The organism is Prochlorococcus sp. MIT 1306, assembly GCF_047304515.1.
In the GTDB taxonomy this organism is placed as follows: Bacteria; Cyanobacteriota; Cyanobacteriia; order PCC-6307; family Cyanobiaceae; genus Prochlorococcus; species Prochlorococcus marinus_D.
This window is the reverse complement of the sequence record NZ_CP138959.1, coordinates 109096-125125: the sequence shown is the minus strand read 5'-3', so window position 1 is coordinate 125125 and position 16030 is coordinate 109096. Positions and strand designations below refer to the sequence as shown.

Below are 16030 nucleotides of genomic sequence, written 5' to 3'. Positions count from 1 at the left end.
CTGAACTTGAAAGAAGCCAATCATCCTTGCCGTAACCAAGCGGCTGCATCACAAGCGTGGTAGGTGAGGATCAAATCGGCACCAGCTCGCTTGAAACTCAACAAGGTTTCTAAGACCACCGCCCGCTCATCAAGCCAACCCCTTTCAGCAGCAGCCTTCACCATCGAATACTCGCCACTCACGTTGTAAGCAGCGATGGGTAACTCCGATTCTTCGCTTAAACGATGAATGATGTCGAGATAGGCCAAGCCAGGCTTCACCATGAGAATGTCTGCACCCTCCTGCTCATCGAGTTGAGCCTCAGTAATCGCCTCACGAGCATTGGCTGGATCCATTTGATACGTGCTCTTGTCTTTAGGAATTGGCTTGCCACCAGCCACGCGCGGGGCTGAATCAAGCGCCTCGCGAAACGGGCCGTAGTACGCCGAAGAGTATTTCGCTGTATAGCTAATAATCCCCACATGCTCAAAACCCTCGTCGTCTAGAGCTTCACGGATGGCACCGACACGACCATCCATCATGTCGCTGGGTCCAATCAGGTCAGCACCAGCACGAGCCTGAACAACAGCCTGACGACAGAGTTGCTCAATCGTCTCGTCGTTCAGCACCACACCCTCGGCGCTCACGATGCCGTCATGACCATCACAGGAATAGGGATCCAATGCCACATCGGTCATCACTGTCATTTCCGGCAGCTCATGCTTGAGCTGCGTGATGGCCCGCGGAATCAACCCATGCTCACTGAAACATTCCGCCCCATCTTCAGTTTTGAGGCCCTCAGCGACTTTCGGGAAAAGCACCACACAACGAATGCCCAGACCCCAGGCCCGTTGAACTTCTCCCATTAAGCGATCCAGGCTCCAGCGATTGGTACCTGGCATGGCACCGATCGGCTCCACATCAGCTCCCTCATGGACAAACAAGGGATAGATAAAGTCAGCAGCAGTGAGGCTGTGCTCCCGCACCATGGAACGCAGGGCAGGAGTCCGACGCAGCCGACGAGGGCGATAAGTGAGATCCATCAAAACCGCATAACAATCTCGTGAGCGTAAGTCTCGCCTCAGAGTGGAGCCATCTGAAGCCACGCCTGACGGGGGTCAGTACTGCGGGACTGCTGCAACCGTTTCAACAACTCCAGCTCATCAGCAGACCATTCAGACGGTAACTTCAGGTTGAGGGTCAAGAGCAAATCACCGCGCCCCCCAGGCGAAGGCCAACCTTTGCCTTTAAGCCGCAGACTGCGGCCTGGCGAGGTTCCTGCAGGAATGGTCACCTGAGCTTCCCCATCAGGAGTCATCACAGTCGCCGTACCCCCCAGTGCAAACTCATCGAGAGCAACGGGCAAATCGGCCCGCAGCTGATCACCATCCAACCGCCATAAGGGATGGGTTTGTACATCAATATTGAGGAAAAGATCACCCCGCCGGCCAGTACCAGGTTGAAGATTGCCCTTTCCCTTGAGGCGTAAGCGCGAACCAGGTTTAATGCCCTGCGGAATGCGCACCTGCACTCGTTCTTCATTCACAGAAAGGGTGCGTTCGGTACCGCGAAACGCTTCAGCAAAACTCACCTTCAAGGTGGCTTCGGCATCAAGATTCACCGGAGCACGAGAGCTCCCTCTAGGGAAGCCTGCGCCACCAGGGAAACCAGCGCCAAAACCAGCAGCAGCTTGAGGCCCACCAAAACGGCCCAAAAGGTCATTAATGAAGTCGTCAAAATTCCCATAACGACCAAAGTCAACTTCAAAACCAGCCCCGGCAGGGCCTCCACCACCCATGCCACTGGCCTGATTCCAATAGCGGCCAAACTGCTCATATTTACTGCGTTTATCCGGATCGGAAAGCACCTCATATGCCTCACTCACCTCCTTGAACTTCGCCTCAGCAGTAGAATCTCCGGGATTCACATCAGGGTGGTACTGGCGCGCCAGCTTGCGGAATGCTCGCTTGATGTCATCGCTATCGGCGTTGCGCTCAACTCCGAGAACCTTGAAATAATCCCGGTAGCCGCTGCCGGCCATGGCGTTGATTTGGCCCGAGGCCCTACATCTGTTTAGTGTCCCAGTTTCGCCGTAACCCTGCGCCTTGCTACATGGAGGGAAGCCCGAACGATTTGAGAGTGATTAAGTTTGCCAAACCCCACTCTTCAGCTTCCATGGTTCGGCCACAAATCCTCCAAGGCAACCATGGCCTGAAGTTATGGCTGTCCCTACTCACAGCGATTGGTCTGAGTCTCTCACTGCAAGCTGCCAAAACCCGAGCAGGCGATGGCAGGGGCACCCTAGGGGAGCCTCTCAAAACATCAACCAGCGAACAACTGACCTTGGTTCGTCATCTCAACACCATCGGAGCCGTGTTCTACGGCTCCTGGAGCTGTCCGGCTTGTTTCTTCCAAAAAAACCTGTTCGGCCAGCAGGCGAGCACGATCCTGAACTATGTGGAATGTGGCAAACCAAAACAGCTGCCTGAACAATCAGCAGCCTGCGTAAAAGCCGAGATTCAGGCCTATCCCACCTGGATCCTTGAAGACGGACAGCGACGTGAAGGGGTGCAGTCGATCGAGGAGTTAGCAATCTGGACCAAGATGCCTGCCAGCCCTGAATAATGAACAGATTCTTGACACCAATGAACAAAGGACTAGCCTAAAGAAATCTCAATTAAGCGAGCACCAATCAATATTAAGCTTAAGCTTAATATTGGAATTCAATCGCAAATCATTAGAGAACTTCGTTTTGATTCCAGAGAATTATCTGCAAACAATCACCTGCATAAATCTAGGCAGCTGTGGCGTTGCAACAACGAGAGCTCAACAAAAGAGCAAGCCAACATATCTATAGCAATCGCCTATTCCTGAAGAAGATGCAACACTACCGCACATGAATTATTTTTTAGTCACTTGCTTCACTGACGAACACTTTTCTGTTGAGATATCAACTGGCTTTTGCTCCATTTCAAGGAATTTATTTCACAGCAAAGTTCTCTGCAACTACCAACAAAATTCAAGTTGAATGAATAAGGTAAACTCAGCAAGCTGTTAACACTTCCTCGATCAGGTCTCATCAACCCAGTAAATTTGCTAAATCTTTGTATGGCAGTGCAGGTCAAGACTCAGGGATCAATCCATTCAAGCCGCCTCAAGCATTCTCACGAATACCGAAGTCGTGAAAAGAATGATCCTGCTGGATGCACAACCATTTCGCTCTCAGTCGAAGGATAAAGCTCAACAATAAACATCATCCCAAAAAACAGCCAATCACATACCCAAACCATTCAATCTCCCAATCATCAGATTCATGAACACCGTATCCTTAATCTCCGTAACGCCCAAGGCAGAAGAAATCATTGCTTACTGTGCGAGAGTCTCTAATCCTCAAAATCAAGACAATCCTGATAGCGAAAGGCTTATCCGCTATCTAATTAAACATCGTCACTGGAGTCCCTTCGAGATGGCTCATATAGTTATGGAAATAGGAACGACCCGAGCAATAGCAGCACAAATCCTTAGACATCGAAGCTTCTCTTTTCAAGAATTTAGTCAGCGCTATGCTGATGTCTCAACAATGGCCTTTGCCAAGCCGCCCTCACTACGCAGGCAAGACATAAAAAATAGGCAAAGCAGCATCGATGATCTTGATGAAGAGACAGTATCAAAACTGAGTTCAAAAGCGAACTTATTGTTTGAACAAAGTCGCGACCTATACCAAGAGATGCTTGCAGCTGGCGTAGCAAAAGAATGCGCAAGGGAAGTTCTTCCACTAGCAACTCCCACGAAAATCTATATGGCAGGGAGCGTTAGATCTTGGCTTCATTATATCGATCTGCGCTCCGCACATGGAACCCAAAAAGAACACCAAGACGTTGCCATCAAGTGCCGAGAAATACTCACAAAAGAGATGCCTTGCGTATGCAATGCAATGTGGCCTTAAAAAGAAAATATTAAAACCCGGATTTATATCGCCAAAATTGCCAGGGTTATAATTTGCTATTTAGCTAGCATGTAAATCAATTAAATTAATCGCCTTAAGTATTACTGCTCATTCATCTTACTCTGCACAAAAACTCATTCTTCAACCTTTAAAGTCAATTTCCTGATCGAACAATTGATCAGCAATGGAGGAAAGATCGGCAAGACAAGGCCTGGTCGAAGGCGCGTCCTCACTAATGCACCCAATCAACACGAATCCCCTTGCGGCTATTAAGGAATCGATCGATCGCCATTGCGGCAATACATCCGTCTGATGCAGCCACCACCGCCTGCTTAAACGGGGTGTTACGAATATCACCAATAGCCCATACCCCGTCCACTGTTGTGGCCATAAAGTCATCTACCACGACGCCTCCATCCTCTTTAAAAGCCACCTGATCACCTAAGAAATCAGTGATTGGCTTAGAGCCACTCATGTAAACAAACACACCTTCAACGGCCAAGTCCTGCTCTGTCTCCTGAGCCCGATTTTTCAACTTGATGCCAGTCACGCCAGCATCATCTCCCTCGATCAACATCAATCTTGTGCGGCTCCAGTGTTGAACATTTGGCTGAGTCATCAACGCTTGCGCGTGCACGTCATCTTCCTTGGGGTCACTCGTGGTAAGCCAATGCACTGTCGAGGCGAACTTGGTCAGCACCTGTCCTTCCTCAACTGCCTCTTTGTTTGCCCCAACAACAGCCACCTCACGTCCTTTATAAAAGGCACCATCACAGGTAGCGCAATAGCTCACGCCGCGGCCAAGGTACTCTGCCTCTCCCTTAAATGATGCTGGGCGCCCCAAAGCTCCAGTCGCTACAACCAGCGCCCTTGCCTTAAAAGTCCCTTCAGGGGTATACACCGTCTTCCATTCACCATTCACGTCCACACCAAAAACCTGGGCACGACGATAATCACTGCCAAAGGAAACGGCCTGCTCGCGCATCAAAGCCAGTAGCGCTTCACCACTCATCTCGCTGGAAACGCCTGGATAGTTAGCGATCTGATGGGTAATCGCCAAGGCGCCTACATCAGGATTCTTATCAAGGATGACTGTCTTCAAATCGGCACGCGATGTGTAAAGCGCGCAGCTGCAACCAGCTGGGCCACCACCCACGATCACCACGTCGGCTTCGATTGTTTCCAAGAGGCAAAGGTCTCCAGCAGGGTGTCAAAGCTGCTCTCAACAGCTCATCAGCTTCAGATCAGGATGCGCCGTTCAGACAACAATCCCAAAAAGCCACCCCAACCCTACTGAGTTCACAAGGTGATCTGTCTTGAAAGAAATGCCTGTTCTTTGGGCAATGCCATAACCAATCCCTGGATTGGGAGCTTGCAAGTCGATAGACCCTCAAGCGCTTCGCGATACCCTCCCCTTACTCATTTCCCCAGCTTGGCCGATGAGAATCGGCACAAACACGCCGAGATGACAACTGATGAGCATTCCACCTAACGATCGTCACACAGCTACGCGCATTGAGATCTCACTTCAGGAGGAGGTCTTGGGTTGCCTCGATGACTATTGCGATGTTTACGCTATAGACAGGAGCATGGCCATCGGACATCTGCTGCAGGGCGCCCTGCATAGTGCTCTACCTGACCCTGATTGGTTAAAAGAAGACAAGCCACTCACTGCAAACGCCTCAGCCAACAGCGGGGATTCAGCATCGAAAACTAGCCCAGCAAAAAAAAGCACAGCAACACCAATGGCTCCCCGCAATGAAGCACTCGCCGCCAATCCACTCATACAAAAGCGCCACAACACTCAAGCCTGAGCAGACACAAGCTCTCGATTCCAGCCATGCAAGCCATCAAGGAGCTCTGAGAGTAAAAGCCTTTGCATACGACAGTCATGGCTTTCAAGATGGCGCAATACATATGGAAGTTCTCCAGCACAAAAAACATCATCTGAACCGCTGCTTTGATCTAAAGCCACTAGACGGCTCCCATGGTTAACGGCTTGCAAAGCCTTCTCCATGCCACCCAGCCAACCAATTTGTGGCTGGCCCTAAGTCTGCTGACTGTGCTGGCCTTGTTGCTGAGCTTGGGGCGAAGGCTCGAGCCTGCCCTGCGACTGGAGCGGCTAGGCCTGCCTATTGCCCTGTTGGCCGGCACAGCAGGCCTGCTGCTGGGGCCCTATGGCCCCCTACCCCTGCTGCCACTGAGCGTAACGGACATCTGGACTGAAGTTCCAACAGCGTTGCTTACCCTGGTCTTCGCCACCTTGATGCTCGGACGCCCCCTCCCGAAAGGTCAAGGCTTATGGGAGCCTGTGGCATCCCAGGCCATGCTGGGAATGATGCTCGGTTTTGGTCAATACCTAGTGGGGGGACTAGCAGTCCTACTGGTGTTGATTCCCTTGCTGGGGGTTGATCCGCTCATGGGCTGCCTGATTGAAGTGGGTTTTGAGGGCGGCCATGGGGCAGCGGCCGTTATGGGTGAAAGCTTTCGCGAACTCGGCTTTCCCGGTGGCCAAGATCTTGGCCTGGCAATGGCAACAGTGGGACTGCTCACATCAACCCTTCTGGGGAGTGTCCTGGTGATTTTCGGCCGTTGGCGTGGATGGGTTGCCCCCCATGGCCCCACAGAAATCGGAGACACAGGAGCTGTTGAAGAAGAAACGAGTTTTGGACAACAACTTCGCCTGCTGGCCGTAAATCTTGGCCTGGCTGGAGCCGCTGTTGCTTGCGGCGTGTTGATGCTCGAAGGCTTGAGATTATTGGGCCCTTGGCTGGGGGAGTTCTACCGGCAAGTCATTCACGTCTTCCCAGTCTTTCCTCTTGCACTAGGGGGTTCACTACTGATCCGACTAGCCCTGGAAGTCTCGGGCCAAACTCAATGGGTATCACAGTTATTGCAACGTGAAATCGGCATCCTGGCCACCGACCTGCTGATCACCACTGCAATGGCAAGCCTGAATCTGCCGCTGCTACAACACGACTGGCTTCCGCTAACTGTGTTGTCTGTAACAGGGCTGGCCTGGAATCTACTGATCATGCTCTTTGTGGCCAGGTTCACACTGCGCGAGGAATGGTTCGAGCGCTCGATCACCGAGTTCGGACAGGCCACTGGAGTCGCTGCGAGTGGCCTTTTGCTGCTTCGACTGGCCGATCCCCGCAACCTTACAAAAGCCTTACCTGTGTTTTCGATCAAACAATTGATCCTGCAACCCATTCTCTCTGGTGGGGTCATCACCGTTGTAGCCCCTCTAGCAGTGACTCGATTGGGACTGCTTGGCTGGACAGAACTTTGCGGCATTCTTACTGTTATATGCATTGGATTAGCGGTGATCATCAACATCACCTCATCATCAGAATCAACAGAAGCTGCGTGAATAATGACGAAAGACTAATGCACATTTGCTAGCAATATTTTGACGAAATCTGCTTATTTCTTTACATCGATAGAGTGGATATCCGCAATACAATGAATTAGAGATTCATCGTTGTCAAGAAAAACTGTCTCAACGATTCGCAAGGGCATCAGCATGAAGACATAGAATAACATCTATAATAGAGAACACGATCTGGACAATTTAGCAAATACCTCCAACACAGAGAATTTATATCTTCAGAACAAGAATTAACAACCGAGGGAGCATTAGTGCCCACTAGTAAAGATAGGGCTTGAGAGTAAAATAATCATGATTCTGGAATTGCCTAAAGCAATCAAATGCAAACTGAGTCAGTCTTGGAGAATTAACTTTCCAATGAAATAACTTTTCATAAAAATAAGGTAATCATAATTTCTGGCAATGCATAGAAAAGAACCAATGGCTATTCACTGGCCAGAAAACATATTTAAGCTTAAAGGAGAAAAGGAATGGTAATAAAAGAGACTTGTCAAATCAGACAATAAGCAGTAACTAGACCAGGCACGAGGAGTAGCAAGAGCTACCTTAAACCGTAGATATATTACGTCAAACTGGCAACTTGAATACAGCTATTATTTGCTTCCAATGAGATATTAATAGACGATAGATAGTTCTACGATGCAAGCCAATGCGGAAGATTCAGTCGTCAGTCCTGCGATCTCTAGTACTGGGGATACTCATCCCTATTGCCGCTTCTCTTTACCTGATCCTGCCGTTGGCTGCTGATGCCACTTATCCAAGCATGCTGGAAAACGATCAGGGTGGAGCTAATCCATCGATGTTAGAGACTAGGAAGAACCTAGACGCTCTCAGCAAAAAGTATCCATTTCTAGACACAGTTGAAGATGGCAAACCCTTGACAGCTGAATTTGTAAAGTATGATCTTGCCGGCTATGATTTAAGCGAGGCTGATCTACGAGGATCTACATTCAGTGTAACGACTCTGAAGAATGCCAATCTTCATGGTACAAACTTAGAGGATGTACTGGCATACGCCACTCGCTTTGACAATGCTGACCTCTCAGAAAGCATCCTACGAAACGCGAATCTAAGGAAGAGTGAATTCGCCGGTGCTTTGATTGATGGGGCTGACTTCACTAACGCCTTGCTGGACAGGCAAGAACAGAAAGCGCTCTGTGCAAGAGCTACAGGTAAGAATTCAAAAACTGGCGTGGATACATATACTAGCCTTGATTGCTCTGGAATCTCAGAACGGGTTATTCCCGCAGGCAGATAGCCATATCTTTAGCGTAATCATTAAGCAAACAAATAGCCTTATCATAAAGGTTAACGTGATGAGACTTAAAACAAAAATGGTAGCCTACATTGATCAAAATTAGGGGATCTCTAGCCAAGACATGTATCAAATGGAAGGCTAATGATGAGCTTGGTCAACTCTGAGTGGTAATACTAGCTTGATTTGCATCCCCCATTTGCATCAAAAGAATTTTCCTCTAAGGTTTTGCATTACTATCGCAAACCAAAGGCCACTAAAAGAAGAACGTATTCTTTAATAGATAACAGCCTTGATAGATAATTGGACAACATCTTCTATTGCATGAATCAATCTATAATTATGTCTACACGCTGCCAAATCAGAATCGGTTACATTCGCGCATCATATCAATAGATCACAGCCTTGATCTCTAAAGCAATAGCTTTATTGAGAGTTAAGAATTAATCGATGTCTTAGAAAGATATATTCGGACTCACAACATAAGGCCGTCGTATCTATTCTCGTTATCGAGTAACATCACCATGATAAGGATTTGACCATCGAAGAATCATTTCAAAAAGGGTTCCGCTTTCATCCAACTCAATCAAACGCCCTCCAGGTTCATCTTCTCGTCCAAAAGGGCATGGCTGGACAGCCTCAAAGCTGCAAAGAGTGGAAGGGCAACCAAGCAATAACACATCCTTACGCCCAGGCAATACCTCTTGCCAGTGCTGATGGATATGCCCAAATACCACAGCGCATAACTCTTCTACAGGAGTGAGTAGCTTGATCAACGCCTCACCATCCAGTAGACCAATGGGGTCCAACCAAGAAGAGCCAATCGGCAAAGGTGGATGATGCAATGCAACCACTAATGGCCTGCAAGATTGCTCAATATCTGACAAGCGCGAATCGAGCCATTGCAGCTGTGATTGACCAAGTTGACCCGCGATTTGACCTGAAACATGGCTACTAAGAAGAATGAAACGAACACCATCAATATTCAAGTCTGCGGGGGCAGTAAAGGCATGGCGTCCAAGAGCCGCCTTGATGAACAAAGGGTTGTCATGGTTACCAGGAAGAACAGCAACCTTTATTGATGGATTCAGACTCTGCAATTCATCACGCAATAAAACATACCCACACCAGCTTTCATCATGGCAAAGATCACCAGTAATCAAAAGCAGATCCGGAGAATGAGAGCATGCCTTTTGCAACGCACACTGTAAGTTCAAAAGCGGATTGTGACCTCGCACCAATTGATCATTAAAGGCAACAAGGTGAGGATCACTAAGCTGTACTAAGCGCATTTCTTGTGGAGCGGATCTACGCAGAGGTTTGGTTTTGGAGGCTATCCCCCTTGTTCAAGCATGAAAAACAAACCATAAGCTGGTTTCTGCCTAATCATAAATAGCTTACGTAAAATATTTGAAGCAACTATCAGGGAGAAAGCACGGTTGACTGAAGATTTTTGGACTTCTAAATCATCAGAAATAACATGGTTCTACATTTACTTTCTTGCTATGCAATCATCATTTAATGAGCTAGAGTAAATTGGGAAACTGATGGTGGCCTTACCTTAAGGCGATGCTGCCAGATATGCCTGCAAGAATCGTAGGCAAGGATCACTAGAGTGACCATAATGGCCACGAGCTGAATCAGAAACAGACGGAGCGGACCATGCAGGTATCGCCAATAGAAGATGCCAAAGGTGCGCCCTGACACATAGCTGCCTCTCACCATCAAGCGCATCAGGCTCTTCAGGCTTGAAAGCAAAGCGAAGTCCGCTACAAGTGTCATGATCACCTTTGACAAGAAGACCATGCCAAGGACGACGATCAGAGCTGTTGAAACTTGAGTAAGAGGAATCATGATCAGTAGTCTAATATTCATCTTATTGCAAAGCGAGTCCGCAAGAGAAAATAAGCCATTTAGGCGGTTCTTCTATGGTGGTGGACTGGTGTGTGGACTGAATCATCTTCCAAAACCGCCTTGAGTGCTTTTTGTGGCCCTAACAAGGGCTTATTAACAGTTCGAGGCCTAGGCTGATTCAGTAGAACATCAAGGCCTTGCAAGTGAGCATATGAACATCCACAAAGTGCTTAATCTGATCTCTAAATCAAAGCCGCATCACATCGCGAAAGGTTTAGTACTTTCATACTAATATCAAAGCCATTCTCAGCCTATTGCAAAATCATTTTGTTTTAAAATTCATCTTATGGTTTATATTGCAATAGTGTTCCAGGTAGTGTCAGCAATTATGACTAAAGTTGCTTCAAAGGCACTCTAGGCAGCAGAAGACACATCGAAGAATGATTCAACATCGTAATGAACCTGACAAAAAAGACTTTAGGAAAGCCGACTTATCTCTGGTACTGTGAAGGAATATGATCATTTACATGAATTACTTATGGAAACATAGTTAGCAGAAAAGACATGAGATACGTTCAGCATTTCACGGAGACTCTCTATCCATTCGGCGCTTAACAAAGCTTCTTTATAATATCATTATTATCAATAATAAGCATCAAAACCCTTTAACCATTGGGAATGAGAAAAGATCTATGATGATCAGCCTCTTCTTCTGCTAGCTGCTTGAGCTCTACATCCAACTCAACCTCTGATTCGATCCGTATGCGCAATTGAAATAATTCCCTTTCAGCTCGGGAAAAGCGGTCTTGGCCTTCAAGCATCGTTACACTAATAACACTCATATCGGTGGTAATTAGAAAGATCGCGAAAAATTATTCAAGCCGAGGGGAGAATCGCTTCATGTTGATTGACCTCTACAACATACTCTCTTTTCAATGGTGCTATGAGTTGAAGTGTGAAATCTCTATTCTGAGAATCAAGCTTGATTCTTCATTAAGGCATGATTGATTTCTACTGCTGCCTTGCGACCGTCTCTAATTGATTCTTGCATACTAATGGAGCCTCTAATGATATCTCCACCCGCAAATACATTGACCTGACCCTGAACCTGAAGCGTCTCTAAGTCAACAAAGTCATCCATATCTACCACAAGGCTTGTACTTAGATGGTCCCTTAATTCAGACTGAATACGCTGTTGCTCCAAACCTGCCATGATCACCTGATGAGAAGAGCTACAGAGTTCAGATAAGGCGATTGGATCTATTCTGGAATGGATCTCTATTCCAAGTTCTTGCATTTCTTTTAAACGCTTAGCCTGAGATTTCGATTGAAGCTTAGCCTGTTCGTCTATAAGGTAAACCTTGCTTGCACCGTTTTGAATTGCCAACCTTGCTATATCAGTAGCAAGGTTGGTAGCACCAACTATTGTCAAGGTCTTATCTCTAACAATAGTTGGCTCATGAGTAAACTCGTCTAAAAACATCAGGCCATGAATCAAGTTACAAGCATGATCAATATCATTGGGCTGGATTCGCATCTCTCCTAGACCACAGGCTAAAAAGATTGCATCATATTGAAGTCTAAGCTCAGCAATTGTGATATCTTCACCTAAAGATTGATCAAAATAAATCCTAATAGAAGGCAATAATAGGTTTGATATTTCACGATGCAATACTGACTGAGGAATCCTTGATGCAAGAGTAATCCACTTCAAAATCCCTCCAGATTCGCTTTGCTTCTCGTAGATATCTATTTGGTAGCCTAAACGCGCCAAATAGTGAGCACATGTTAGACCAGCAGGCCCAGCCCCAACAATAGAAATTCGCTTACCATTATCCGGAGCTACATCTGGTATGTAATTGGGGACTTTCTCGCACACATAGCGATTTAATGACGTAATAGGAACAGAGGAGTCAGGACATAACAATTGGGAACATGAAGGACCACAAAAATCGTCTGATTGAGAAAGGTACGAGGTTATTTCTGAAAGTGGATTAACGGCTCGTAATGACTGGGCAGCACCAAGCCAATTACCGGCTTCGACAAGACGTGCAATATGGGCTTGATGAGTACTGTCTGGACCAGCACGAACGCAGCGAGGAGACAGACAAGCTCGGGGCTCTACTTCCACAGTTTTTATAATCTGACTGTCTGGGAACAAATCCGCAGAGTGTTGTTCTTGAGATAGAGAGGCTTTAGCAAAATGCACATAATTTTGAGGATAATGTTTTAATGGCAGATATTGAGGTTGACGAAGATCCTTTAAAATTGCATTGACTGCACTTATTGCGGACACAGTCACAGAGACTACGCCGATCCCTTGACTGGTGGAATCCCCTACACAATAAAGACCTTGCCAATCACTGCGAGCAGCCAGCCGACTCATATAGCTTTGGCTCATATTCACCTGTGGTCCACCAATAGAGCCATGACTTTTAAGGGTATAGCGCTGAATCGTCTGTGGGGTAGCTATTTCCTGAACCAAGATATGTTTTTTTAGTTCTGGGAAATAGTTCTTTTCTAAGTAATCAATAATTGCTGATGCTTTTTTCTGCTTTTGATCTCGATATGTACGGCTATGATATTTATCTTTACCATCTGTTGGCACTGTAATCTCTGGAGTAGATTCCGGTAGAAATATGCAGAGTGTATGGGTCCCTGGCGGAGAAGCGTCAGGATCCAACATCGACGTGACATAGACTGTCAGATAACTTGAAGAACCTTTGTCGTCATAGGGCAGTATTTGTGTAGGCTTAATCGTCAGAGGGACAGCTTCTGCTTTCACACCGAGATAAACACCAAATACACTATAACTTGGCCTAAATTTCTTTGCCCACTTTCTTTTTCTGCGGGAGATATGCTGGGGATCGATCAACTTACCATAGAGATTCCAGATCGTTGTGTTGGAGATTACTGTATGAGCTTTAATCTTAAGACCATTTTCAAGTTGACAGCCAATCGCCTTACCTTTCTCAATTAAGATCTTTTCAATGCGATTACGATATAATATTTGCCCACCATATTTATGAATAGCTTTTTCTAGTTTATTCGCCAAAATCTGAGGTGAGCCTTGAGCATAATAGCAACCACCTGTGTAAGATTCCACGTGGATCATTGGGCCGGCGATGGCAGGAGTCTGATCCAATCCACAAGTGGTCATATTTTGATTTAAAAGCGTAAATAGTTTGAGAATCTGCGGGTCTCGCGTAAAGCGGCGAAATAGCTGCTCTTGAGTTGAAAGCAGGTAATTGAGCAACCTTGCCAAATAGAACGGGCGCGTAAGCATCAAATTGATGCCATGTTGCGGTGGTGTTTCCGCTGGCGCAAAAAACTGACCACCATAGCTATCCAATGAGTCATGATAAAAAGATTCGAATTCCCTTAGTAATGCTTTGATTTGTTCTGATTGGTGTGGGAAACAAGAACACATTTCTTCCCAAAATCTTTCCCGTTGTGTATACATAGAGACTTTAGTTTTCTGATCTAGATGGATAGTAAAGGTTTCATCCATCGGCACAAGAGTAATGTCTTCCTCCAACTCATTCATCACAAATTGATGTGGGTTGTAGCCTTTTTCTCCAAACCCAAAAAAGAGAGAAGCTCCCACATCAAATGTAAACCCTTGACGGCGAAAGATACTCGCGCATCCACCAGGGAGATAATGCTGCTCTACTACCAAAACTCTGTAACCACGCTTAGCAAGAAGTGCTGCTGCTGTTAGTCCGCCAATCCCAGCGCCAACTACTAAGACATCATAAGAGGGCAACAAAATATCGCGGTCAAGCACGTGCATTAGCTATAGGATACACAAGCCAAGTAAATTATCTCACTATTTCATGAAACATTCAGGCTACAAGCGCAAAACGTTGCATGGAGCTTGCAAACAAAAGATGCATAAAATCCAAACCCTCTAACAAAATCATTTATTACTGCAAATTATAGAAAGCATGAGAGGCAAATCAAGGTCTTTATTTTATTCTAACTTCAGAAGTTGAGATGCTAATCAAACATGAAGAATGCGAATTTTTAACAACTACTGGATGAGGGAATGTATTGACGAGAATGTCATCCAAGACTGCGGGAATAGACTAAAGATGCAAGAACGTTGATTTCATTTTCTCAACAATAGTTGAATCGCATATATGCTTACAGCCAGAAACTTATTAACCACCCAAAGGGTTCAGGAGTGTTCAGCTAACAATTGAGCAAAGAGTTGAAACAAAGTTACACCATTATGAATAACAGTAACTGCGATTCAGCATCTACTGCCTGCTCTACTATTCTTGACTTGCTTCACTATGTAGCAAGACAATAAGGATATTGTGCTATTAAATAGTTCTTGATCAGGCTAAATGGTCCATCCAATCTCAGCACAAAAAATCCTAGCTTTCAGAAAGCGTCAACAAGACACTGGCTGGGGTTATGCATTGTCATCTGCTTGGGTTCCTCTTGTCCAGATACATTACGCCATATCAAGAAGATCTATCACCCCAATAATTTATGGGATTGCAGGAACAGCACTGATATGCATAATCATTGGAGCATGTATGAATACTTTCGGAGTCTCAGGACAAGGGCCTTCCTCAGAACAATGGATAGTAGTCTTCTATTTGACTACATATGTTGCTGGACCATTCCTGTACAAATTGGGAATCCGTCAAGCCAAACGAGAAGCGATGTCTATTCTGATGCGAAATGGAATTACTAATGGAAAGTTGCGTAGACCATGGAATCCATCAATGCTTCCTCTAAATCTAAAAGTAAAAGACGGGGTTCACGGCGACGCCATCGCCAAAACCAAAATACCAAAGAATGAGAAAGCAGAAACGCTTTTACCAGAGCGGTCGCAAAAATATTTGGTGCGATGCTGGCTCTTTGCAACTGGAGCCAAGCGGCCTTTTCAAAAGCTGGAAGAGCTAAAGCGGCTATATGAACAAGGCTTGATCAGCAAAGAAGAATATGAGAACTCGAAAGAAAGGACGATAAGAATCAAATAGGTCTTATTGTAAATTATATCCAAATAAATCGCTAAGAATTGATGATTTTCTTTAATAAGTCTAACTCGACTGTAAATAATTTGAATTTTCTTATTATAGAAGAATCGAATTAGTCATGCCAGAAATTTGCTAGAGATTACTTTAAATGCCTACTCATCTTGTGCAAAAGTTTAAAGACAAGAAGATATATTTTCTGGGATATATTTCTTAGCCTAACTTTCGACAAACTCTAGAATTATCACCGGAATTGACTGACCAGCTTTAATCACAATTTCTAGTTCTGATTTGGTTAGGATTTGTTCTTTTCTCAAAGCTCTCTATGCACTCGAACTCATCAAGTAAGGCACCTGCTCCGATCTCATTCGAATTCTAATTAGCTTTGGCGTTGATAGACTGTATCAAGAGGCTAGCAATTAACGGGTCAAGAGTCGACAACCTCTGCAGACCCCCAATTTTAAGTGCTGGATATGCGCAATCTTGCAAGAAGAAATCGGTTGAGTCGAATGAAAACAAGGTTGCAAGCCAGATCTAGCTGAAGCACGTTGGTGTTGGATACTTTTAATGCATTGCTGCACTAGACAAACGACCGGTCAAACTAATTGTCCAGT

12 protein-coding genes are annotated in these 16030 nt (G+C 45.9%); 6 read left to right on the top strand and 6 right to left on the bottom strand.

Going from position 1 to position 16030, the window contains the following annotated elements; all coding sequences use genetic code 11:
* Positions 1-20 precede the first annotated feature (20 nt).
* Positions 21-1022: a porphobilinogen synthase gene (hemB, locus tag SIB74_RS00600; protein ID WP_011825065.1), complete on the bottom strand. Its 1002-nt coding sequence runs from the start codon at positions 1020-1022 to the stop codon at positions 21-23.
* A 38-nt stretch (positions 1023-1060) separates the two neighbouring features.
* Complete coding sequence (locus SIB74_RS00595; protein WP_011825064.1) at positions 1061-2020, bottom strand: DnaJ C-terminal domain-containing protein; 960 nt, start codon at positions 2018-2020, stop codon at positions 1061-1063.
* A 134-nt stretch (positions 2021-2154) separates the two neighbouring features.
* Here SIB74_RS00595 and SIB74_RS00590 point away from each other — a divergent pair, with 134 nt between their 5' ends.
* The gene (locus SIB74_RS00590; protein ID WP_231905997.1) at positions 2155-2604 is read left to right on the top strand and encodes a hypothetical protein; all 450 of its coding nucleotides are present in this window, start codon (positions 2155-2157) and stop codon (positions 2602-2604) included.
* 688 nt (positions 2605-3292) lie between these two features.
* On the top strand, positions 3293-3925 hold the full coding sequence (thyX, locus tag SIB74_RS00585; RefSeq protein ID WP_063395219.1) for an FAD-dependent thymidylate synthase: 633 nt from the start codon (positions 3293-3295) through the stop codon (positions 3923-3925).
* A 232-nt stretch (positions 3926-4157) separates the two neighbouring features.
* Here thyX and SIB74_RS00580 read toward each other — a convergent pair whose 3' ends face one another.
* Positions 4158-5111, bottom strand: coding sequence for an NAD(P)/FAD-dependent oxidoreductase (locus SIB74_RS00580; RefSeq protein ID WP_011825061.1), 954 nt, complete (start codon positions 5109-5111; stop codon positions 4158-4160).
* 289 nt (positions 5112-5400) lie between these two features.
* On the opposite strand from SIB74_RS00580, the gene SIB74_RS00575 reads away from it, so the two are divergent.
* On the top strand, positions 5401-5739 hold the full coding sequence (locus tag SIB74_RS00575) for a hypothetical protein (protein ID WP_063395220.1): 339 nt from the start codon (positions 5401-5403) through the stop codon (positions 5737-5739).
* Here the strand turns inward: SIB74_RS00575 and SIB74_RS00570 are convergent.
* A complete protein-coding gene (locus SIB74_RS00570) occupies positions 5730-5900 on the bottom strand; it encodes a hypothetical protein (protein WP_156486048.1) in 171 nt (56 codons plus the stop codon). The genes SIB74_RS00575 and SIB74_RS00570 overlap by 10 nt on opposite strands.
* A gap of 12 nt (positions 5901-5912) precedes the next feature.
* On the opposite strand from SIB74_RS00570, the gene SIB74_RS00565 reads away from it, so the two are divergent.
* A complete protein-coding gene (locus SIB74_RS00565) occupies positions 5913-7298 on the top strand; it encodes a sodium/glutamate symporter (RefSeq protein WP_011825057.1) in 1386 nt (461 codons plus the stop codon).
* Positions 7299-7965: 667 nt separating this feature from the next.
* Positions 7966-8574 carry a pentapeptide repeat-containing protein gene (locus tag SIB74_RS00560; protein ID WP_063395221.1) on the top strand — a complete coding sequence of 203 codons (609 nt, stop codon included), beginning with the start codon at positions 7966-7968 and terminating at the stop codon, positions 8572-8574.
* Positions 8575-9077: 503 nt separating this feature from the next.
* On the opposite strand, the gene SIB74_RS00555 is transcribed toward SIB74_RS00560, so the two are convergent.
* Positions 9078-9863: a metallophosphoesterase gene (locus SIB74_RS00555; RefSeq protein ID WP_063395222.1), complete on the bottom strand. Its 786-nt coding sequence runs from the start codon at positions 9861-9863 to the stop codon at positions 9078-9080.
* A gap of 1538 nt (positions 9864-11401) precedes the next feature.
* Positions 11402-14212 carry an FAD-dependent oxidoreductase gene (locus tag SIB74_RS00550; protein WP_197463255.1) on the bottom strand — a complete coding sequence of 937 codons (2811 nt, stop codon included), beginning with the start codon at positions 14210-14212 and terminating at the stop codon, positions 11402-11404.
* Between the two features lie 565 nt (positions 14213-14777).
* On the opposite strand from SIB74_RS00550, the gene SIB74_RS00545 reads away from it, so the two are divergent.
* Positions 14778-15422, top strand: coding sequence for an SHOCT domain-containing protein (locus SIB74_RS00545; protein ID WP_063395224.1), 645 nt, complete (start codon positions 14778-14780; stop codon positions 15420-15422).
* Positions 15423-16030: the final 608 nt, after the last annotated feature.

Excerpts from the sequence above, each read along its gene's own strand:
- SIB74_RS00545 (WP_063395224.1), top strand. The coding sequence starts at position 14,778 with ATGGTCCATCCAATCTCAGCACAAAAAATCCTAGCTTTCAGAAAGCGT.
- SIB74_RS00565 (WP_011825057.1), top strand. The coding sequence starts at position 5,913 with ATGGTTAACGGCTTGCAAAGCCTTCTCCATGCCACCCAGCCAACCAAT.
- thyX (WP_063395219.1), top strand. The coding sequence starts at position 3,293 with ATGAACACCGTATCCTTAATCTCCGTAACGCCCAAGGCAGAAGAAATC.
- hemB (WP_011825065.1), bottom strand. The coding sequence starts at position 1,022 with ATGGATCTCACTTATCGCCCTCGTCGGCTGCGTCGGACTCCTGCCCTG.
- SIB74_RS00555 (WP_063395222.1), bottom strand. The coding sequence starts at position 9,863 with ATGCGCTTAGTACAGCTTAGTGATCCTCACCTTGTTGCCTTTAATGAT.
- SIB74_RS00595 (WP_011825064.1), bottom strand. The coding sequence starts at position 2,020 with ATGGCCGGCAGCGGCTACCGGGATTATTTCAAGGTTCTCGGAGTTGAG.
- SIB74_RS00575 (WP_063395220.1), top strand. The coding sequence starts at position 5,401 with ATGAGCATTCCACCTAACGATCGTCACACAGCTACGCGCATTGAGATC.
- SIB74_RS00560 (WP_063395221.1), top strand. The coding sequence starts at position 7,966 with ATGCGGAAGATTCAGTCGTCAGTCCTGCGATCTCTAGTACTGGGGATA.
- SIB74_RS00590 (WP_231905997.1), top strand. The coding sequence starts at position 2,155 with ATGGTTCGGCCACAAATCCTCCAAGGCAACCATGGCCTGAAGTTATGG.